This window comes from Variovorax sp. PBS-H4, assembly GCF_901827205.1.
GTDB lineage: Bacteria > Pseudomonadota > Gammaproteobacteria > Burkholderiales > Burkholderiaceae_C > Variovorax.
Genome location: NZ_LR594676.1, coordinates 74,947 through 91,729, shown reverse-complemented (window position 1 = coordinate 91,729; position 16,783 = coordinate 74,947). Strand labels below are relative to the sequence as shown.

The following is a 16,783-nucleotide window of genomic DNA, read 5'->3' as shown; positions in this document are numbered from 1 at the left end:
CGCCCGACGGCCAACCTCTCAGCTGGAACTGGCGTCGACGCGCCGAGAACGCCGACACCATCGCCGCTGCAAGATTTGTCAGAAACCGAGTGCACCGTCAATGGGCGGATGCGCTGCGCTTAGTCGAATCAGGAGTCCGGATCCCCCTGACAGTGCCCATCACTTCCACGAATGGCTGTGGATCGATGCCGATCAACTGCCAAATGGGCGAGACACCCCTGCTCCAAGGACAGCCTGCCCGCAACACCGTCCGTACGATGCAAGGAACGCTTCACTGGGTCATTGATCGGCTCGAACCTGCCCGCTGGACCGAGTCAAGATGATCGGGCGCGAACCATCGGCGTTGCCGGGTAGCAGGGGCAGCGAGGCATCCGGCCTGATTCGAGGACTGCGCCGGCTTTGACGTGCCTATTCAGGCCTTACGGACAGCTGGGAAAGACGCTCTTGTGATCGCTTCGATCGATAGAAGTCGTACACCGAGCTCGCCCATGGCGGGGCGTTTCCGATTACTACCCTGCCTCGAGCCCGGACGCCTGGGGGCATCAGGGCAGTTAGCTCTTCCCGAATTTCTTCCAGATCTTCTCGATCTCCAACAGATATAGACGGTCCGTGGAATATGAGAATGAGCTCCGACTCCGATAGGGTAAACTGGATTGATTCAACGGTCTCTGGAATTAGGCCTAAGCATGCGGTGGCAACAGATGCATAGGCATAGTTGAGCCAGTGATTGAAACTTGTTGTGTCGACCATGGTTGATGGTATCACGGGACCCAAAGAGGATTGAGCGGTACCACGCTTGGGGACGCAGTCCCCTTCAGCATAAAAAGGTCTGTAGGTTGACCGAAATAACCGGCCCCGCTGTTGGTGTTAAAACCTGGGGCTGCGGTGCTGCGGTAGACGGGATTTGTTCCATTCATTCCAATGAATTCAGCAATATTTCTAACTATGTCGTCGAAGACTGCGTTGGCGTCGTCGAATGTGTTGAAGTATCCGCCGCCCGCGTACTCATTTCGGGTCTTTAGGTGACGCGCCTGCTTCTGGAAGGATAAGCTCCCGACTCCGCTCAGGCTGATTCCAGGACCCCGTTGTGTCAAGCTGCTCGGAGTTCGCGATGGGCCCAGGCCGTACTCGCCGCGGGAGGGCTTCCTGCGGGCTGCCGCGACAACCCGCATCTTCCCGGACTGACGGGTGATGACAGAGAGCTGTGCCTCGTACCTCTACAGCCTCGGGGTTAGCCTCGCTGCCCTCCCGGTTTCTTGGCCCATGGCCGTAGCCATGGGCTTCGGTTCTGCATGGTCACTCAAGCACGCTGGCTGCTTCTAAGAAGAGTCGGTAGAGTTAAATCGTGAAACGAAGCGAATGGGCACTCTTAGCAGCTTGTCTCGTCGGAATTGGATGGGTCGTCTCGATCGCAGTGAGGACCAGCACTTGGGAAAGGTTGTGGATCGCTACGGTTCCCGTCATTCTGATCGGCTACCTCATCTGGCAAGCTACTCAGAGAAGGCGGGCAGAGCCTAAAGAGCCGAGCTGAAGCCGACTGATTGGAAGTCGCGACGATTAGATAGCCCCCGGTGCCACAGCAGAGACCTTCCACTCGCGATTCTAGTGGAGGTCTCTGTTGTGGGGTCGGCAACAGTGCGCGAGGTGTCGCGGATGACGACGACCCGGGCCGCTCCCCTCGGGCGCAGGCGAGCGAAAAGACCACGAGGCGACGAGACCAGGACGTTCCGAGTCATCACGCCTACATCGGTGGTCGTCGCATCTCAGATCGAGGGCGTCAGATTCTTGTTGTCGCCGGACTGGTAGCTGTTGCAGGGTTCTTCGTCGCAGTGTGGAACATGGTGCGGCACATTGCATCCGGGTGGCTCTGACTCGGATTCTGGCTCCTGGTAGGCATCCTGGTGGCCGCGGTGCTGTTTGTAGCCAGGGGCGAGCTCTACGGCGCGGTCATGTGGAGTGCAGCCGGCGGCGGTGTCGGCCCTGCCATCATCATCTTCCTCATCGACGGTCTGCACCGCGCTGCGGCCTCGTTCTCCGTCAGCGTCGGTGGCTTCATGCTGGCCGGCCTGGCCGCCATCCGGGCTGCGATCGTCCTGGTCGGGGGGCTCTGGATCAGAAATGCTCTCCAGCGAAACAGCCAGTGGTGAAAGCCTTTTCAGTCCCAACCCGACATGACGTGGCTAATCGGCGAGACCTGTTGTGTCGCAATGGGTATCGCTCAGATAGCATGGCCGGCCTTCCTGGAAGGCATCTCTAAACCTGACCGGCAGTCTCTGGCCGTCGAAGTGGGGCGTGCGATCCTCACTGGACCGCCGTCGCTGAGCGAGAACACCGATAGCGTCATCCTCGACCCGCAGGTCGTGACTGACAAGCTGCTAGAAGTGTTGAGCCGGCAACCCCCTCCTGCTGAGGCCTGGAGCTTCGTGAGTTCGGGATGAGCAAGGAGACCAACCGTTCGCTCACCAGGAACAGATCGAGAACATCATGCAGTACGCGGCCGCCATCGCCACTTGAGGGTCGGTGGGCCGAGCTGCAGGCCGAACAGGTCGAGGCGTGGGCTGGTCACCTGTACGCCTGGGCCAATCACGCCCACAGGTGAGGGTAAAGGTGGTTGGCCTGTCAAGCGCTGGTATCCGCTACAGAGGCTGTGTCCGTTCAACTAAAGGCACAGATTGCACTTCTTCGAAAGTTCCTCGCGCTACCTCGGGCGCGATTGAGACACCTAGAGGGACAAGATCGTCGCCCGAAAAGCTATAGGTCCGCTCCCCCATCTGGACCGCATAAGTCCAGCCTATGGAACTCTCGGCCCTCCCGACTATCATCCCGATTCCGACAGGTTGCTTGCCGCCCGATTCACCCGCGCTGCGAGTCCTCACAAGGGCATAGAAAGGCAATGGCTTCATCTGTGAGTCACTTCACCAAATGGAGAGACGTTAACGTGTCTTCCGTCACGCGACAACCATCCAATCTGCTCTCGTCCGGTTGGTGATAGCTGGACGTCCCATTCAAATGGATGCCCAGCTGTCCGCGAGGGTCCAGCCACCCATTCGTTACCAAACCTGTCGACGAATCCGTTCTGTGGCCCTCGCGGAAGAGGCGAAGCAGGGTTGTAGTTGGTCGGTGGCACGAACCGTATTCTACCAGTAGATGGGAGGCCCATCTCGACCCCATGCATCAGATGCAATACGCAGAGGATTACTGGCACCTCTGCGTATCAGGATCGGTCGTATCCGCGGCTAGAGGTTGCCCCGCAGCGGCCCCCCGACGAGCAGCACACCAAGGACGAAGGCGGAAGTGGCCGCTAGCCAGAATACGTAGCCCTGCGTACGGAGCCGCAGTAATCGCAAGGCGCACAACTGCAACAGCAGGAACGCCCCCATGGCCACGACGAGCACGATTGACGACGACAGCAGTCCTAGGAACAGAGCTTCATCGGCGGCGGCGCCGGGAACGGGGTTCCTGCTCTCCGGCTCAAAGAGCTTGATGGAGACGAGGACTGGATATTGAAACACTCCGCCCAGAAGTGCGGTCGCAGCCAGCCAGAGCACGTGACGACCGACCTTGAGCTGCTCAGGCTGTCTCACATCTGAACCGTCGACTGTGCGAATCTGAACGTTGCTCATCGGTTCCCCCCTCGGTCGATGGATAGGCGTGCCCACTCCCGGAGCTGCGTACCTCAAGAAGACCCTAGCCGCTGACATGTGGCGAGGCTCAGACTGTCAGAAGACGAGGTGGTTCATCAGATGCACCAATGGTGCACTGGATGCACCATCAAACCTATATGTGCAGGTAGGGGATCGATGCCAGCAGAGCTGGCATGGTCCCGTCGGCGGCTTATCCCTGCTCCCGGATCTACCGCGCCGGAGTTCGCGGGTGTCATCCCAGGTCAGCGGGCCGGTGTGAAGCAAGTCTCCAGTGCCTCAAGGTCGTAGCGAGGCCAGCTCAGTTGCATCTGATGCAAATACGCAGCAGTTAAACCGACATAAGATAGATTATCGGCGAGACCTGTTGCTGCACAACAGGTCTCGCTAGGCGCTGCGTATCTGCTGGTCAGTGGGCGTCGTACGCGTCCAGGACGGTCTGAGGTAGGCGTCCGCGGTCGGCGACCTCGTAGCCGTTCTCGGCAGCCCAGGACCGGATCTGTGCCATGTCTTCGCGGCTGCGGGTCCGGCCGGCTGAGCGCCGACGGGTGCCGCGGTCGGGTGTGTGTTTCAGCTGTCGGGCGGCGTCGACGTAGCGGTCAAGGGCTTTGCGGAGCTTGTCAGCATTGGCCTGGGTCAAATCGATCTCGTAGACGGCGCCGTCTAGTCCGAACTGGACGGTCTCGGCCGCTTCGGACTTGCCATCGAGGTCATCGATCAACTGAACGCTGGTGTGAGTAGCCATGGGCCAATTCTGCAGATCCATCTGCAGAATCTCGCGCAAGACTCGCCTGATGGGTGCCGCGATCAATCGGTTTGCCCTCAGCAACTCCCCGAGGTCTATTTCAAACCTGCCGAGTTACGTTGTGGCGCAATCGTTTTAGGAAGTTCGCGGCGCGGTGATGTATCGGTCGTGATCGGGTGGGGCGTCGGCTGGCTACTAACGATTGTGGTCGCAGCTGAGCGGTGTGTAGGCGGCTTGGATGAGCTCGAGGGGGGTATGGGCTGCGTGGTCGAGGTCGAGTTGGACGGTGTCGCCCGTTGGCGAGTGTATGCAGTCCGCTCGATCGTGTGGGTTCGGAGAGTTCATCCAGCTGCACCCAGGAACCTTTGCCCGCGCGGAGCAGATCATGATCCGTAACTGCGGCGCAGGCCGACCCTCCGTTGCGGTGGGGGCCGAAGTTGTCTCCGGCCTCCACCGCAGTCCTTCAGCTGAGGACTAGCCTCGTTGCCGCCGGCGGCGAGTGAGCGTCAGGAGCCCCCCAATCAGGAGCATCATCAGGCCGGTGATCAACATCGTGGTGGTCGGGCCCGCTCCAGTGTGTGCGAGGGCTGTTGGCCGGGTGGCGGAAGCTAGCGGCTTTCCTGTGGTTGGCGTGGAGTTGATGTGTGTCGTCGAGATTGTCGGAGTCCCGGGGCTGGCTACCGGGGAGGTCGGTGATGTGGTCGTGATGGTCGGTGAGAGGGGTGTTGGGGATGGGGATGTCGGGGGTTGAACGGCTCCGGTCCCGACGTTGATGAGGATTTTCGGGGAGGTGGCTGCTGCGTAGAGGTCGTCGCCGTTGTACTGGGCGACGAGGTGATGGTTGCCGGGCTTCATCGTGGTGGCGTCTTGATGCAGGGTGGCGACACCGTTGACCACGGTGGCTGACCCGATGAGATTGTTGCTGGGGGCATCTGTGTCGATGAAATCGACGGTGCCGGTTGTCTGGGTCGGGTCTAGGGAGGCGGTGAGGGTGATGGCATCGTTGATGGCCAGGACGTTCTTGGAGGCGGTCAGCGTGATTTTGGGGCTGCGGCGTTCGACTGTCACGGTGACGGCTGGGGTGTCGTTGGCGCTGTAGATTGCGTCGCCGCCGAAGGAGGCGCTCAGCGTGTGGACGCCCATGCCGAAGGGGCGGCTGAATTCTGCCAGGCTCAGGACTGCTTTTCCGTCGCGTAGATCGGCAAGTCCTATTCCTTTGTCCGGTCCGGGCAGGGAGGAGTCGTAGAAGCCGATTTGCCCGGTGACATCGGCGGGCATTTGGACGGTGAGGGTCAGGTCCTCCCCCAGGCCCAGTGTGGTCTGCGAGGCTGTCAGCGTCATCGGTGCTTGGATGCCCGTGTTGCGCAGCGGCGTGATGACTACCAAGCTCAGTTGTCCTTCGGATGCGACATTGGTCTGCACGGCGTTGAGGCCGTAGGCGTCGATGGCGAAGTTGGCGCCACCGGCTCCGCCGCCGCCCGAACCTATCCAGCCGCCTCCGCCGCCGCTCCCACCGCCGTAGAAGCCGGCTCCGCCGCCGCCGCCGGCGCCGCCGCCGCTGTAGCCGGCGACATTACGGAGTCCGTCGCTGCCCCGACCACCGGCCATCGTGGCCCCTGCCTGTCCGGGCAGGCTTCCGCCGGTGTTGTTGCTGCGGGGGTCGTTTTGTGGTGGAGGCGTTCCTGCGCCCCCGGGATGCGAGTTGGTCTGGTTTGGCAGGGGCTGTCCATCGCCGGGTTTGCCGCAGCTCTTCAGATCGGGGCACGCATCGCCGCCGCGTCCTCCGGGCACAGCAGCGTTCACCAGAGGCTGATGTGAATAGCCTGATCCGCCGCCGCCTCCGCCGGCGCCTACTGCGAGCCACAGCGAACAGGTTGGGTCGGTGCTGACGCCGGAGGCGCCACCGCCGCCTCCTGAGTGGTTGCCGACATCACCGCCAACGGTCTGGACCGTGTCGCCTCCGCGGCCGCCGCCGCCGACCCCGCCGGTGGTGTCAGCACCGGCACTTCCGACCTGGACGTGAAGTACAGCGCCGGGTTGCGTGGGCACGATGGTGGTGACCTCGCCGCCGAACCCGCCCGCCGCCGACTGTTGCTTGTTCAGTCGGCCGGCTCCGCCCACAGCTCCGACCGTGACCACCTTCACCGCCGTTGCATCCGCGGGCACGGTGTAGGTGGTGCCGTCGGAGCACATCGTGGCGTCGGTGAAGTAGACGGGTTGACCGAGGCTGGCGGAGGGCACGTTCGCCGGGACGAAGGCTGCTGCGCCGATCGTTTCAGGCTCCGCTGCGTTCGCGGCTTCCTCGGGTGCACCGCCAATGAGCTGATCGACCGCGAAGTCGCGGACCAGGACCAGATACCCCGCGAGACTGTTCTGTCCCGGTGGCATGGAGGTGGTGGAGAAGGCTTGAGCGGCAGAGTCGGGGTCCTGGCTGGCCCAGTGCACAACGCTGGAACTGGTCGGGTCCTCGCCTTCGACCAGGAACGGCCCCACCACCGACACCGGACGATCGAGCCCTGCGAGGTGCGAGGTGACCTGTCTCGAGGCCAATCCGGGGAGCCCAAGACCTCTCAGGCGGGCGTCGACACCTCCAGTGGCACCGTTGACAAGGGAGTTGAACTGAGCAGCGGTGGGGATCTGCCAGTCGGGCAGGTCACCGACCGGGGGGATGGGGGCCGTGACAGGTCGGACCAGGCGTGAGTTCATGATGCGGTGGTCGGAGGTGTAGAGGTTCTCGAAACAGAACGCAGTCGCAGTGCGACAGACGGTCGTGGGCGATTGGCCGTTCAAACCCACCGGCGAAGAAGTCCACATTGTGAACGGACTCGTCCGCGTGTCCACGGCTGTCCCGTCGGGGATGTCTCGTTGAGTGGGCGCGGCGTACTGCACCCACTCCTGCATCAAGTTCTGCGATCTGGTGATGTAGGAGTTGGCTGTAGCACCGTTGTCAGCCGCATTCTCGCCGGGCAGGACCACGTGGTACACCTCGGCCAGGACCCGCATGTTCGCCGTCATCAGCGCCATGTAGTAGGCCACCTGGTCGTAGATGGGATGCAGGAATTCTGTCGTGTAGACGCCGGTTTCCGAGGGCAGCGGCAGGCCTTTGTTGCGCAGGAAATCTTCTACGACCTGGCGATACAGCGGCAGCAGATAGCTCCCTTCGGATGTTCCGTAGATGTACTCCTGCAGGGCGTTCAAGTTCGTCACCGCAGTGGTTCGCCAGGTCCGAACCTGAGCCGGGTCCAAGGGTGTTCCGATCGTTGCAGCCATCTGGTCGTGAAGTTGATCGGTCACGGTTTGGACGTTCACCTTGACATCTCTGACCTTGTCGAGCTGCTGCTGGTAGAGCTGCCAGTGCTGATTGTCGATGACTTCCCGAACTTCTTGTTCGGTCTTTTCCATGGTCTGGCAGATGTACTGCAGGGTTTCCCGGTTCTCGTTCAGCTCGATCCGCTGCTGCTCCAGCTCGCTCTGCGAGGACTCGTCCGAGTGCGAGCCATTGATGATGTCAAGTCCCCAGCCGGCAAATTCGTGGGCTTTCGCCGGATCTTCGAAGGACTCGGCTCCCAAGATGATCCCGTGGGCGAGCTCTTTCAGATTCTTCCACAGCGATTGACGGGCCTGCTGCGGTTCGGGAATGGGGCCGTACTGCGGACAGTTGCTGTCGGCTGCGGCCAAGCTGGCTGCCCCGGTCCTGGAGTCCGTTGCGGCTTCACCGGCAGCCGCGACAGGAGTGAGCACCGCCAGGGTCAGCAGAGCCGCCAGCAGCGCCGCTGACGCTTGTCGTAGGCGGCGGACCCGCCGAGGATGCGGTGGGGATGATTCTGGCTGATGTGGTGGTGCAAGAACATGTCGTTTCATTGGCTTTCTTTCGCTCGTGACGTGGTCGGTTGTTGTTTGGGGGTCTCGACGGCGCTGCTTTGCCGGCCCTCGGCACCAAGCCGCCCGGATCTGCCGACGCCAGGCCTTGGTTGGCTGGCGCTCCTGCGGGTGAAGGGCGCAGCTGTGATTTGCCGGCGGGCACATAGGAAGCGTCCGGACAAACGGACGATCTTGGCGGCGCCGATCCAGTGAGATCCAAGACCCGCTCAGGGGTGATGGTGCTCGTCAGGTGTGTCGTCCAGTTCGGTCATCGCACTCACCATCTGCTTCAGATCATGCAGGCGGGACGGATGATCGGGACCGTTATTGCCACTGGTCAATGTCCATAGGTGTTGTTGCATAGACCGAGCCAGGGCTTCTTGTTCGCCGTCTGCGCCGACCCCTCGTTCGGCGCAGCACGACGCGGGTTTCTCTGACGCGATCACCTTGTTCGCGAGCGTGATAGCTCTGCATACGAGCGCGAAATGTGTTTCGTCGCCGCGGATCCGGCGGTCGGGGAATGCTCGGAGATCGCGTCGGCCCAGAAGACGATGCAGGCAGGCACCGGCAGCGACGCAGAGCGAAGGCACCCGATGATGACGGGACTGCTTCCCGGTTGCTGCGGCCCGCCCACGAGCCACCAGGACAGGAGCAGTCCACCGGGGAGCCCGACCAGGACGGCAGATCCCAGCCAACTGGGCCACAACTGCCACGTCAGGCCAGGGGCATGCCTGAGGTCGGGGTGGTGCACCCCTATCTCCTGAAGCCTGCGTCCCCCGTCCAGAGCCACAGTCCATCCGGTCCATCCCCAGGGGTAGAGCACGATTGCTGGTCTGGTTCCGGGTGGTGGCCAGCCCTCTAGGACTGCCCGGTCCGCTGCCGCGATAAGCAGCCGCCGTTCGCTGTCGAGCCGGTCGCGTAGCGCTGGGTCCGCGGCGATCAACGCGATGGACGGATTCTCGGCCGAAGTGCTGTCGCAGGAGGAGCTCTCGTGCATGACGGTGGTCAGGGGGTGGTCGTGTGGGAGCGAGTGGGCTGGGCTTTTTCTGATGTCCGCGCCCCGAGCGGCTGGGCCCGGCGCCAGATGATCTGGGCCTGGAAGGCGACCATTGTCGCGATCATGAGCAGGATCTCGCCAAAACGGCCGCTGTCACTGAGCCCATTGAAGTAGGCCAGGGTGCCCATCGTGAACTTGACCGCCACGAGTCCGACGAAAAGGGAGATGGTGAAAGCGGTTCCCTGGCTGTAGACGCGTCCTTGGTCGGCCCAGACTCGGGTGTATTTGCCCCGCACCAGACCGACGACGACGGAGAGCAGCAGACTGGTGGCGAGAAAGATGATCTCCCACCGCCCGTTCGGCACGTGGTAGCCACCCATCGCTAGACCCACGATGCCGTAGATGATGGCCAGTTTGAAACGGGTGTCACCCACTACCTCGTGGAACTGGGTCTGGCGGAAGATGGCGTAACCGACCATCGCAACCAAGATCACGATCTCGTAGACGGTCATGGCATGGGTCCTTTCGGCGGGGCGTGGATAGTGCAGGGAATGGGCCGGACAATGCGGCTTGAACTGCTGTTACCGATCGTGCTCAGGTGGTCAGGTCAAGCACCTGGGACGACTCAGGGGAATAGGTCAGTGGACTTCAACGGCCTGCGTACGTCGGCGCACCACGCACCCGGATCGTGGTCTCCAGGTGCGACCACTCCCACTGCTGCGCCACCGGATCGGCAGTGAAGCCGGTCCCGATCCCGACAGGCTTCAACGGTCCGTGCCCTTCGAAGGGGCGATGAAGCTCGTACAAAACTGCGGTCTTGCCTACAGCGTCGGCCGCGCCGTGGACGAGCAGCAGGGCGGGTTTCCTGTCGCCCGCGCGGTCGCTAGCTGCTATTTGCGCCGCGGCGTGGCTGCTCTTGTGGAAGATGCCGTCCATCAGTTGCGTGCTCCTACTGGTGTCGCCGGGTCGGCGAGGGCGGCGGTGAACTCGGCGAAGGCGGCGCGGACCGCGTCGGGTTGTTCGATCCAGGGGAAGTGGGCAGCGGCTGGGATCTGATGGTGCAGGACGTGGTCTGCGCGGTAATGCGGATCTGCCCACAGGTCTTGGGTGACGGTGCGGTCGTCCTGCCCACTGAGGATCAGCGTGGGCAGGTTCTCCGGCCACCAAGCCGACACGTAGGTCCGGTCGACATGGGCTGATGACCACTCCACGGCCGCCGAGTTGTACGGCAGGCGACTGAGCAGATCTCGCCCGGCAGCCAACCCTTGGGCGGTGAAATTCCACGGGGCGCTCGCGACGGCGAGGTCACGCAAGGTGTCGTCGCCCGGCTGGCGGTTGTACCGGTCGGTCGCCGCAGCCGCTTCAGGCAGCGGGTTGTCCTGGGTCATTGTGGAGAAAGCAGGCATCCAGCCGGCGTCGGGTGCTGCGCTGATCAGCACCAGTCCGCGGAGATAGCCCTCAAGCTCCGACACCGACAGCAGGTGTTCGCCGCCGGCGGCGTGGCCGACGCATACCGGCTGAGGAACCGCAGCCACCGCCTCCAACAACACCTGGGGCCACAAGCTGTATGGATTGCGGGGCGCCCCGGGTGCGCCGACATTGGACCCGTCACCCGGCAGGTCAACCAACCAACTCGTCCCGGGCACGTCGACGGTCTCAACAAGTTCAGTCAGGCTTTCGGAGCCCAGCCCGGGCCCGCCGGGGAAGAACAACCAGTTCAACTCCCCCGGACGGCGACGCACCTGTCGCATCCGCACCCCGAGGGTGGTCCATCGACATTCGTCCGGCACGCCGCGACCTCCGCTTGATCAAGATGGCGGTGACATCCCGCTCGTAGCCCAGTCTGGATCCGGCCGGTGAGGAACACCCCGGGGAATTTCCCTAGTCGTGCACCGGGGACTCAGCCCCATCCGTACCGGTGTCGGGTACGTTCCTTTTCGCCTGATACAAGTTCGGTCATGACAGCACCGGCGCCAACCCTGGTCGGCAGGGCGACCGAGCGTGCCGAGCTGCAGGCGGCTTTGATGCTGGCCGCCCAATCACAGCCACAGCTGGTCATCGTCCAAGGTGTCGCTGGTATTGGGAAGACGACTTTGCTGAGCCGGCTGGCCGGGGCAGCAGATCATGTCGACGGTAGGAAAGTCGCGGTCACGCGGGTGACGTGCGACGAACACGAGCAGGTCATCGAGTTCGGCCTGGCCGGGCTGATCATCGGCGACCTGATCGACCCGGCCGAATCGGTACTGTCGGTGGCGCGGCGGCTGTTGCACTGGTTCGGACAGCAGCAGAACACCGACACCACCGGTGTTCTGGTGATCGACGACGCACATTGGATGGACACCGGGTCGGCTGACGCCGTCCGCTTCGCCCTGCGACGTCTGCGCTCGGACCGCATCCTGGTGGTGATCGCACGCCGGACCTCCACATCGCCCGACCCATGGGGGTCACTCCTGGCAGATCCAGCCTTCGCCCGAGTCGTCGAACCATCGCCTCTGTCCGAAGCAGACGTTCTCGAATTGATCGACACACAGCAACAGCCGGTCTCGTTGCCCTCGGCCGCGGACATCGTTCGTGCCACAGGCGGGGTTCCCCTGCTGGTGCTCGCCAACCTCGCGGCCCCGGACGCAACAGGGCCGCGAACGGTGTCACCGGCCGGCGCAGCGCGGCAGATGCTGCGGGGGCTCCCGCCGGACACCGTCGGCGTGATCGAAGCGCTGGCGGTCCTGGCCGAACCGACCTCGCCCAGCGTCCTAGCCACCGTCGCCGGCACCGGGGACACCTTCGCGGCCCTACAAGCAGGTACGGACATCGGGATGGTGGTCCTGGAACCGCCGGGCCTGGTCCGGTTCAGCCACGCACTGCTGCGCGACGCCGTCCACGACCACATCCCCCTCCTACGGCAACGCACGCTTCACCGGCGAGCAGCCGCAGCGACCACCGGCCTACGAGCCCTGACCCACCGCGTGATGGCCGCGCCACAACCCGACCAGCAACTGACCGACGAGCTGGTGGCCCAAGCTGACACGGCACGTCGCTCCAGCCGCCCCGGGCAGGCCGCGGCCCACCTGATGATGGCCCGCACGGTGAGCCCCGACCCGGAACAGCGAGAGACTCTGGTACTAAACGCTTTGTGTGACAGCCTGGAGGCGTTCGATCTCACCGCCGCCGCCGCACTCGAGCCACAAGCCCGGCAAGCGCGCAACAGTGCGCTGCGCAGCTACGCACTGGGCCTGCTGTCCCGCGACAACGGGCAGATCACCGATGCCGGGCCCCTGTTGCGGGCTGCGATCGACAAGGCCAAGGCCACCGGCGACGCCGACCTGGCGGCATCGGCAGCGATCGAACTGGCACGCATGCATGCCAGTCTGAACGAAGGAAACGAGATCCTCGACGCAGTGAACAGTGTCGCGTCGCTGCACCAAGACCTGCCAACGCAAACGCAGGTACGTCTGTCCACCATGCGAGCGGTCGGCGAATGGCAGTCCGGTCAGATCGACCGGGCAATGCACATCCTGGATCCGATGACCCCGCCCGACCGTGGCGAAAGCGCCGACGCCGACCAGTTCGCCGCCCGCGGCATGATCCGGTACTTCCACGGAGATCTCACAGCCTCGGTCCAGGACCTGACCTACGCCATCTCACTGAGCCACCGGTGGCGTCCCTCGGTCATGCTGGACCGGGCGCACCTGCAGCGCTCTCTCGGTCACTACCTCCTCGGCGACTGGGACGCCGCAGCCGTGGACGCCGGCGCTGCCTGCACCCTGGCCGATACCGGCGAGAGGCCCTGGCTGTCGGCCCTGGCCCACGCGACGGCCGCCATGGTCCCGGCCAACCGCGGCCAATGGGACTTGGCCCAGTCACATCTCGACGAGGCCGAACGCGCCAACAGCCGGATCCGTTCGACACAGGGTGACGGCCTGACGGCATCGGCGGCATCACAGCTCTGTCTGGTGCGGGGCGATTACGACCAGGTGCTGGACGTCATCGCACCGGTGCGGCGCGCCGCTCCCCTGCTGAAACTGCAAGCAGTCCGTTCCTACCGGTGGCTGATGATCGCCGCCATCACAGCGCTGACTGAGCTGGACCGACTCGACGAAGCCGAAGCAGAACTGCGGACCTACCGGGAGATGGTGCGCCGACTCCCGCAGGCACCGGGGCCAGCCCGGCTGGGGTGGCTGACCGGGCGCCTGGCTCAGGCGCGAGGTGATGCTGCGGCAGCTGCCGCAGCCTACGACCGGGAACTGTCCGAGCCCGGCCTGGCAACCTCGCCTTTCACCGTGGCCGAAGTGCTCTACAGCAGTGGAGGTCTGGAAAAGCGGATGGGTCACCGCCGCGAAGGCATCGACAGGCTGACCCGTGCGAGGTCGCTGTTCGTCACCTTGCGGGCCGCGCCGTTTATCGCCCGTTGCGACGCCGAACTGGCAGAAGCCGGCCTTCATCAGCCGGCCTCTCCGGCGTTGGGACTGACCGAGCGGGAACAGGACGTCGCCGTCCTGATCGCAAAAGGGATGACGAACAACGAGATCGCCGCAGAGCTGTACCTGACACCCAAGACAATCGAGTACCACCTCGGAAACATCTACAGCAAGCTGCACCTGTCCGGACGACGCGAGTTGCGGCGCCGGCTCACCGGCGGTTGATCTGACGACATGCGTTGTTAGAACGTCTTTCTGCTCATCCAAGTCCGCTAGGCGGCAGCGATGCCAACTGGTAACCGGCGTCCTGCAGCGCTCGGATGATCACGGGCAACGCCTGCACCGTCTGTTCCCGGTCCACGCCACCAGCATCGTGCAGCAGCACGATCGCCCCGGGTTCAATCCTGGACATCACATTGTTGACAATGGCCTGTACTCCGGGCTTTCGCCAGTCCTGTGAATCAACGGCCCAGCCCAACGGCTGCACGCCGCGGGCCTGGGCGACCTGACGCAAAACAGTCGTCTGACCGAAATCACCACCGGGGGCCCGGAACCAATGCGATCGCACGCCGTAAGCCCCGAAAGCCTGCTCGGTGCGGGCAATCTCGGTATCGATCACCTCGGCCGGCGCGTCACCGAGACCGGACGGGTGGTCCCAACTGTGGTTGCACACAGTATGGCCGGCAGCGATCAGCCGCCGCTGCGTCTCCGGGTAATCGTCGATGTGGTTCCCGACCTGACAGAACGTTGCCAGGACACCATGTTCGGCCAGAATGTCCAGAACCTGCGAGGTGTACGGGCCCGGTCCGTCATCGAACGTCAGATAAGCGACCTGGGCGTCCCCGTGATACCCCAGCACGGTGTCGTACGGTGGCATCAGGTCGGCAAGCTCACCGGGCAGCTCCGCAACCTCAGGCACAACAGGCGATGTCACCGTCGGCTCGACAGCGGTCGGCAATAGACTTGTAAGCAAAGTTTCAGCCGGTGCCGGTGCCGGTGCCGGTGCCGGTGCCGGTGCCGGAGCCGGCAACTGGGGCTCGGGGACCGTCGAGGTCAAAGGCGGCACGGTCACCCCGGAGGGGTCGAGACGGCCCGGCGGTCCCGGTGAGTCAGCGCCTCTGCGACCATCGCCTGAAAAGGGCTGCGCGGCACAGGCAGCGCTCAGCAGTAGCAGTGCCAGGCAGGCAAGCCCGGACCAGAGTGAGCGGCTTCGGCCGAGCCGCCGGGAGTGAGTAAAGATGGTCGTTCCTTCTGGTCGTCGAGCGGCTATGGGCACCGTGTTCTCGACGCTATGAAGGCGGCCGCTCCAACACCCTAGGGAAAATTCCCAGTCCCACCCTCGTTGGCGCTTTCGCCGAGGTTGGGGGTCGACCACAACTCTGAACTGGGAATTCTTCACGGGCCGACATTCCGCTGCCGTGGCCGTGGCGATGATGGTTTGGTCTGCGCGGCACCGGATCAAGGTCGTGATGTTGTCGGGTGGTCACCTTCGGTCTGCTGGGTCTGACATCGGCGACGGCGCAAGCCCGTCACAACCAGTTTGCTGAGATGCGGGACTCACAGGCCAAGCCAGATCGCACTTGGGCTGTTAAGCCGGTTGGGAGGTCGTCGACCACAGTTTTCGGCCCAGTACCTTCTCGCGCCCATGATGCCCACCGCACCGGCAGGGTTGCGGTGAGTCATCATGCTCGTCGCGACTCACGCTGATCAGCCCTCCTGCCCCACCGGCAACCGCGGGAACTGACTGCTGACAGATCGGTTCGCTGGACACGACATCACTCACCACATCGCACATCAGCAGGTCTGGCCGAGAATCCTCGAGCCAGTTCCCCAGGTCGGAGTGGTAGCAATCAACGAGAGCGGGTACTTCCTGGCAACCTGTCGAGAGATGACTGGTTCCAGGATGGGAGGAAGAGGGATGCCGTCGAGGGCAGGGGTTCAATCGCGGGCTTCTCGTCCGCGGAGCCGGCGCGGCGAAGGTGGCCAGTTGGCTGAGGACATCCTGGCTGCGGCGGCGGCTGTGATCGACGAGACGGGTGACGAATCTAGTGTCACCTTGAGCGGGATCGCTCGCCGGGTGGGGGTCGCGGTGCCCTCGATCTACCTGCATTTTCCGAACGTTCAGGAGATCTGCAGCCAGGTGGTGACCAGGGCCTGGCAGGCCTATCTGCATGCGATCACCGTCGATCGGGACCGGACCGCGGCTGTTGCGGAGCAGATCGAACAGTTCGCGCTCGACTATGTCGGCTTCGCGCGGCGTTCACCGGGTCTGTACCGGGTGCTGTTCGCCCGCGCTGGAGCCTCGGCCTTGCAGGATGTGCACAACGAGGCTGGGGAGTCCTTCACCGAACTGGTAGCGGCGATGGCGAGCGTCCTGGGCTTAGACCCGTTGTCGGTTGAGGCTCGCAACGCTGCAACCGGGGTGTGGATTCAGTTGCACGGCATCGCCGATCTGCCGCCGGCGCATCCGAGGTTTGCTTGGCCGGACGATGCCACGTTGATCCGTGAGGCCCTGCTGCGGTCCGGCGTCCGCTCCGATGGAACCAGCTAGCAGTCGAGTTGATGAGTTTTGTCCGGTGGGTTCCCTTGCTGGCATCGATGACCTAATGTCCGTTAGGTCAAGATCAAGATCCAGGAGTGTGGCACGTGTCGGCTTCAGTGCAGGGCGATGCGGGGACGGTCCTGCGGGACTGGTTTTCGCGGCTCAGTGACGCCGGTTTCTCCTCTGACCTGTTTCTGGCGGGGCTTGCCGAGGATGTGACCTGGACAGCTACCGGCGACTCCCCAGTCTCCGGAACGTTTCGAGGGTTGGCTGCCTACGTCGAGGGTGTCTACCGACCGCTTGCTGCGCGGTTGGCGCGGTGGCCGGAGCCGGTGGTCGAGCGGATCACGGCCGAGGGGCAGTGGGGGGTGGTGGAGTTTCGTGGTGTCGGCGGAATCGGCCACAACGGCTGCGACTACTCGATGCGCTACTGCTGGTCGATGCGGGTGGAGAACGGGCTCGTGCAGGAGGTCGTGGGCTACTACGACCAGAGCAAGGTGCACGAGCTGTTCGCTGATCCAAGCTAGTACCGAACCGGATCCGAGTTCGATCCACACCAGAACTACCCCCAACCCGTCCCAC

The 16,783-nt window shown here is 63.6% G+C and carries 11 protein-coding genes and 1 pseudogene; 4 read left to right on the top strand and 8 right to left on the bottom strand.

What is annotated here, in order from left to right; all coding sequences use genetic code 11:
* Positions 1–1,901: 1,901 nt before the first annotated feature.
* A complete protein-coding gene (locus E5CHR_RS30930) occupies positions 1,902–2,147 on the top strand; it encodes a hypothetical protein (protein WP_162584055.1) in 246 nt (81 codons plus the stop codon).
* Between the two features lie 752 nt (positions 2,148–2,899).
* Here E5CHR_RS30930 and E5CHR_RS30925 read toward each other — a convergent pair.
* From E5CHR_RS30925 to E5CHR_RS30895, 7 genes and pseudogenes are all read right to left on the bottom strand, one after another.
* Positions 2,900–3,154, bottom strand: a pseudogene (locus E5CHR_RS30925) (polymorphic toxin type 17 domain-containing protein); the annotation flags it as partial.
* An 82-nt stretch (positions 3,155–3,236) separates the two neighbouring features.
* Complete coding sequence (locus E5CHR_RS30920; RefSeq protein ID WP_162584054.1) at positions 3,237–3,623, bottom strand: hypothetical protein; 387 nt, start codon at positions 3,621–3,623, stop codon at positions 3,237–3,239.
* 427 nt (positions 3,624–4,050) lie between these two features.
* Positions 4,051–4,386 (bottom strand): histone-like nucleoid-structuring protein Lsr2, encoded by a 336-nt coding sequence (locus E5CHR_RS30915; protein WP_162584053.1) that lies wholly within the window; start codon positions 4,384–4,386, stop codon positions 4,051–4,053.
* A gap of 474 nt (positions 4,387–4,860) precedes the next feature.
* A complete protein-coding gene (locus E5CHR_RS32025) occupies positions 4,861–8,064 on the bottom strand; it encodes an Ig-like domain-containing protein (protein ID WP_162584052.1) in 3,204 nt (1,067 codons plus the stop codon).
* Between the two features lie 1,188 nt (positions 8,065–9,252).
* Positions 9,253–9,756 (bottom strand): DUF1453 family protein, encoded by a 504-nt coding sequence (locus tag E5CHR_RS30905; protein WP_162584051.1) that lies wholly within the window; start codon positions 9,754–9,756, stop codon positions 9,253–9,255.
* A 136-nt stretch (positions 9,757–9,892) separates the two neighbouring features.
* A complete protein-coding gene (locus E5CHR_RS30900) occupies positions 9,893–10,180 on the bottom strand; it encodes a hypothetical protein (protein ID WP_162584050.1) in 288 nt (95 codons plus the stop codon).
* On the bottom strand, positions 10,180–11,034 hold the full coding sequence (locus tag E5CHR_RS30895) for an alpha/beta fold hydrolase (RefSeq protein WP_232062349.1): 855 nt from the start codon (positions 11,032–11,034) through the stop codon (positions 10,180–10,182). Before E5CHR_RS30895 ends, E5CHR_RS30900 begins: the two co-directional genes overlap by 1 nt.
* 168 nt (positions 11,035–11,202) lie before the next feature.
* On the opposite strand from E5CHR_RS30895, the gene E5CHR_RS30890 reads away from it, so the two are divergent.
* A complete protein-coding gene (locus E5CHR_RS30890) occupies positions 11,203–13,884 on the top strand; it encodes a helix-turn-helix transcriptional regulator (protein ID WP_162584049.1) in 2,682 nt (893 codons plus the stop codon).
* A gap of 34 nt (positions 13,885–13,918) precedes the next feature.
* On the opposite strand, the gene E5CHR_RS30885 is transcribed toward E5CHR_RS30890, so the two are convergent.
* The gene (locus tag E5CHR_RS30885) at positions 13,919–14,593 is read right to left on the bottom strand and encodes a polysaccharide deacetylase family protein (RefSeq protein WP_232062348.1); all 675 of its coding nucleotides are present in this window, start codon (positions 14,591–14,593) and stop codon (positions 13,919–13,921) included.
* Between the two features lie 1,053 nt (positions 14,594–15,646).
* On the opposite strand from E5CHR_RS30885, the gene E5CHR_RS30880 reads away from it, so the two are divergent.
* Both E5CHR_RS30880 and E5CHR_RS30875 read left to right on the top strand, forming a co-directional pair.
* The gene (locus tag E5CHR_RS30880; RefSeq protein WP_162584048.1) at positions 15,647–16,210 is read left to right on the top strand and encodes a TetR/AcrR family transcriptional regulator; all 564 of its coding nucleotides are present in this window, start codon (positions 15,647–15,649) and stop codon (positions 16,208–16,210) included.
* A gap of 95 nt (positions 16,211–16,305) precedes the next feature.
* Complete coding sequence (locus tag E5CHR_RS30875; protein ID WP_162584047.1) at positions 16,306–16,728, top strand: nuclear transport factor 2 family protein; 423 nt, start codon at positions 16,306–16,308, stop codon at positions 16,726–16,728.
* Positions 16,729–16,783: the final 55 nt, after the last annotated feature.

Coding starts and splice junctions, on each gene's coding strand:
- E5CHR_RS30920 (WP_162584054.1), bottom strand. CDS start 3,623: ATGAGCAACGTTCAGATTCGCACAGTCGACGGTTCAGATGTGAGACAG.
- E5CHR_RS30915 (WP_162584053.1), bottom strand. CDS start 4,386: ATGGCTACTCACACCAGCGTTCAGTTGATCGATGACCTCGATGGCAAG.
- E5CHR_RS30905 (WP_162584051.1), bottom strand. CDS start 9,756: ATGACCGTCTACGAGATCGTGATCTTGGTTGCGATGGTCGGTTACGCC.
- E5CHR_RS30900 (WP_162584050.1), bottom strand. CDS start 10,180: ATGGACGGCATCTTCCACAAGAGCAGCCACGCCGCGGCGCAAATAGCA.
- E5CHR_RS30890 (WP_162584049.1), top strand. CDS start 11,203: ATGACAGCACCGGCGCCAACCCTGGTCGGCAGGGCGACCGAGCGTGCC.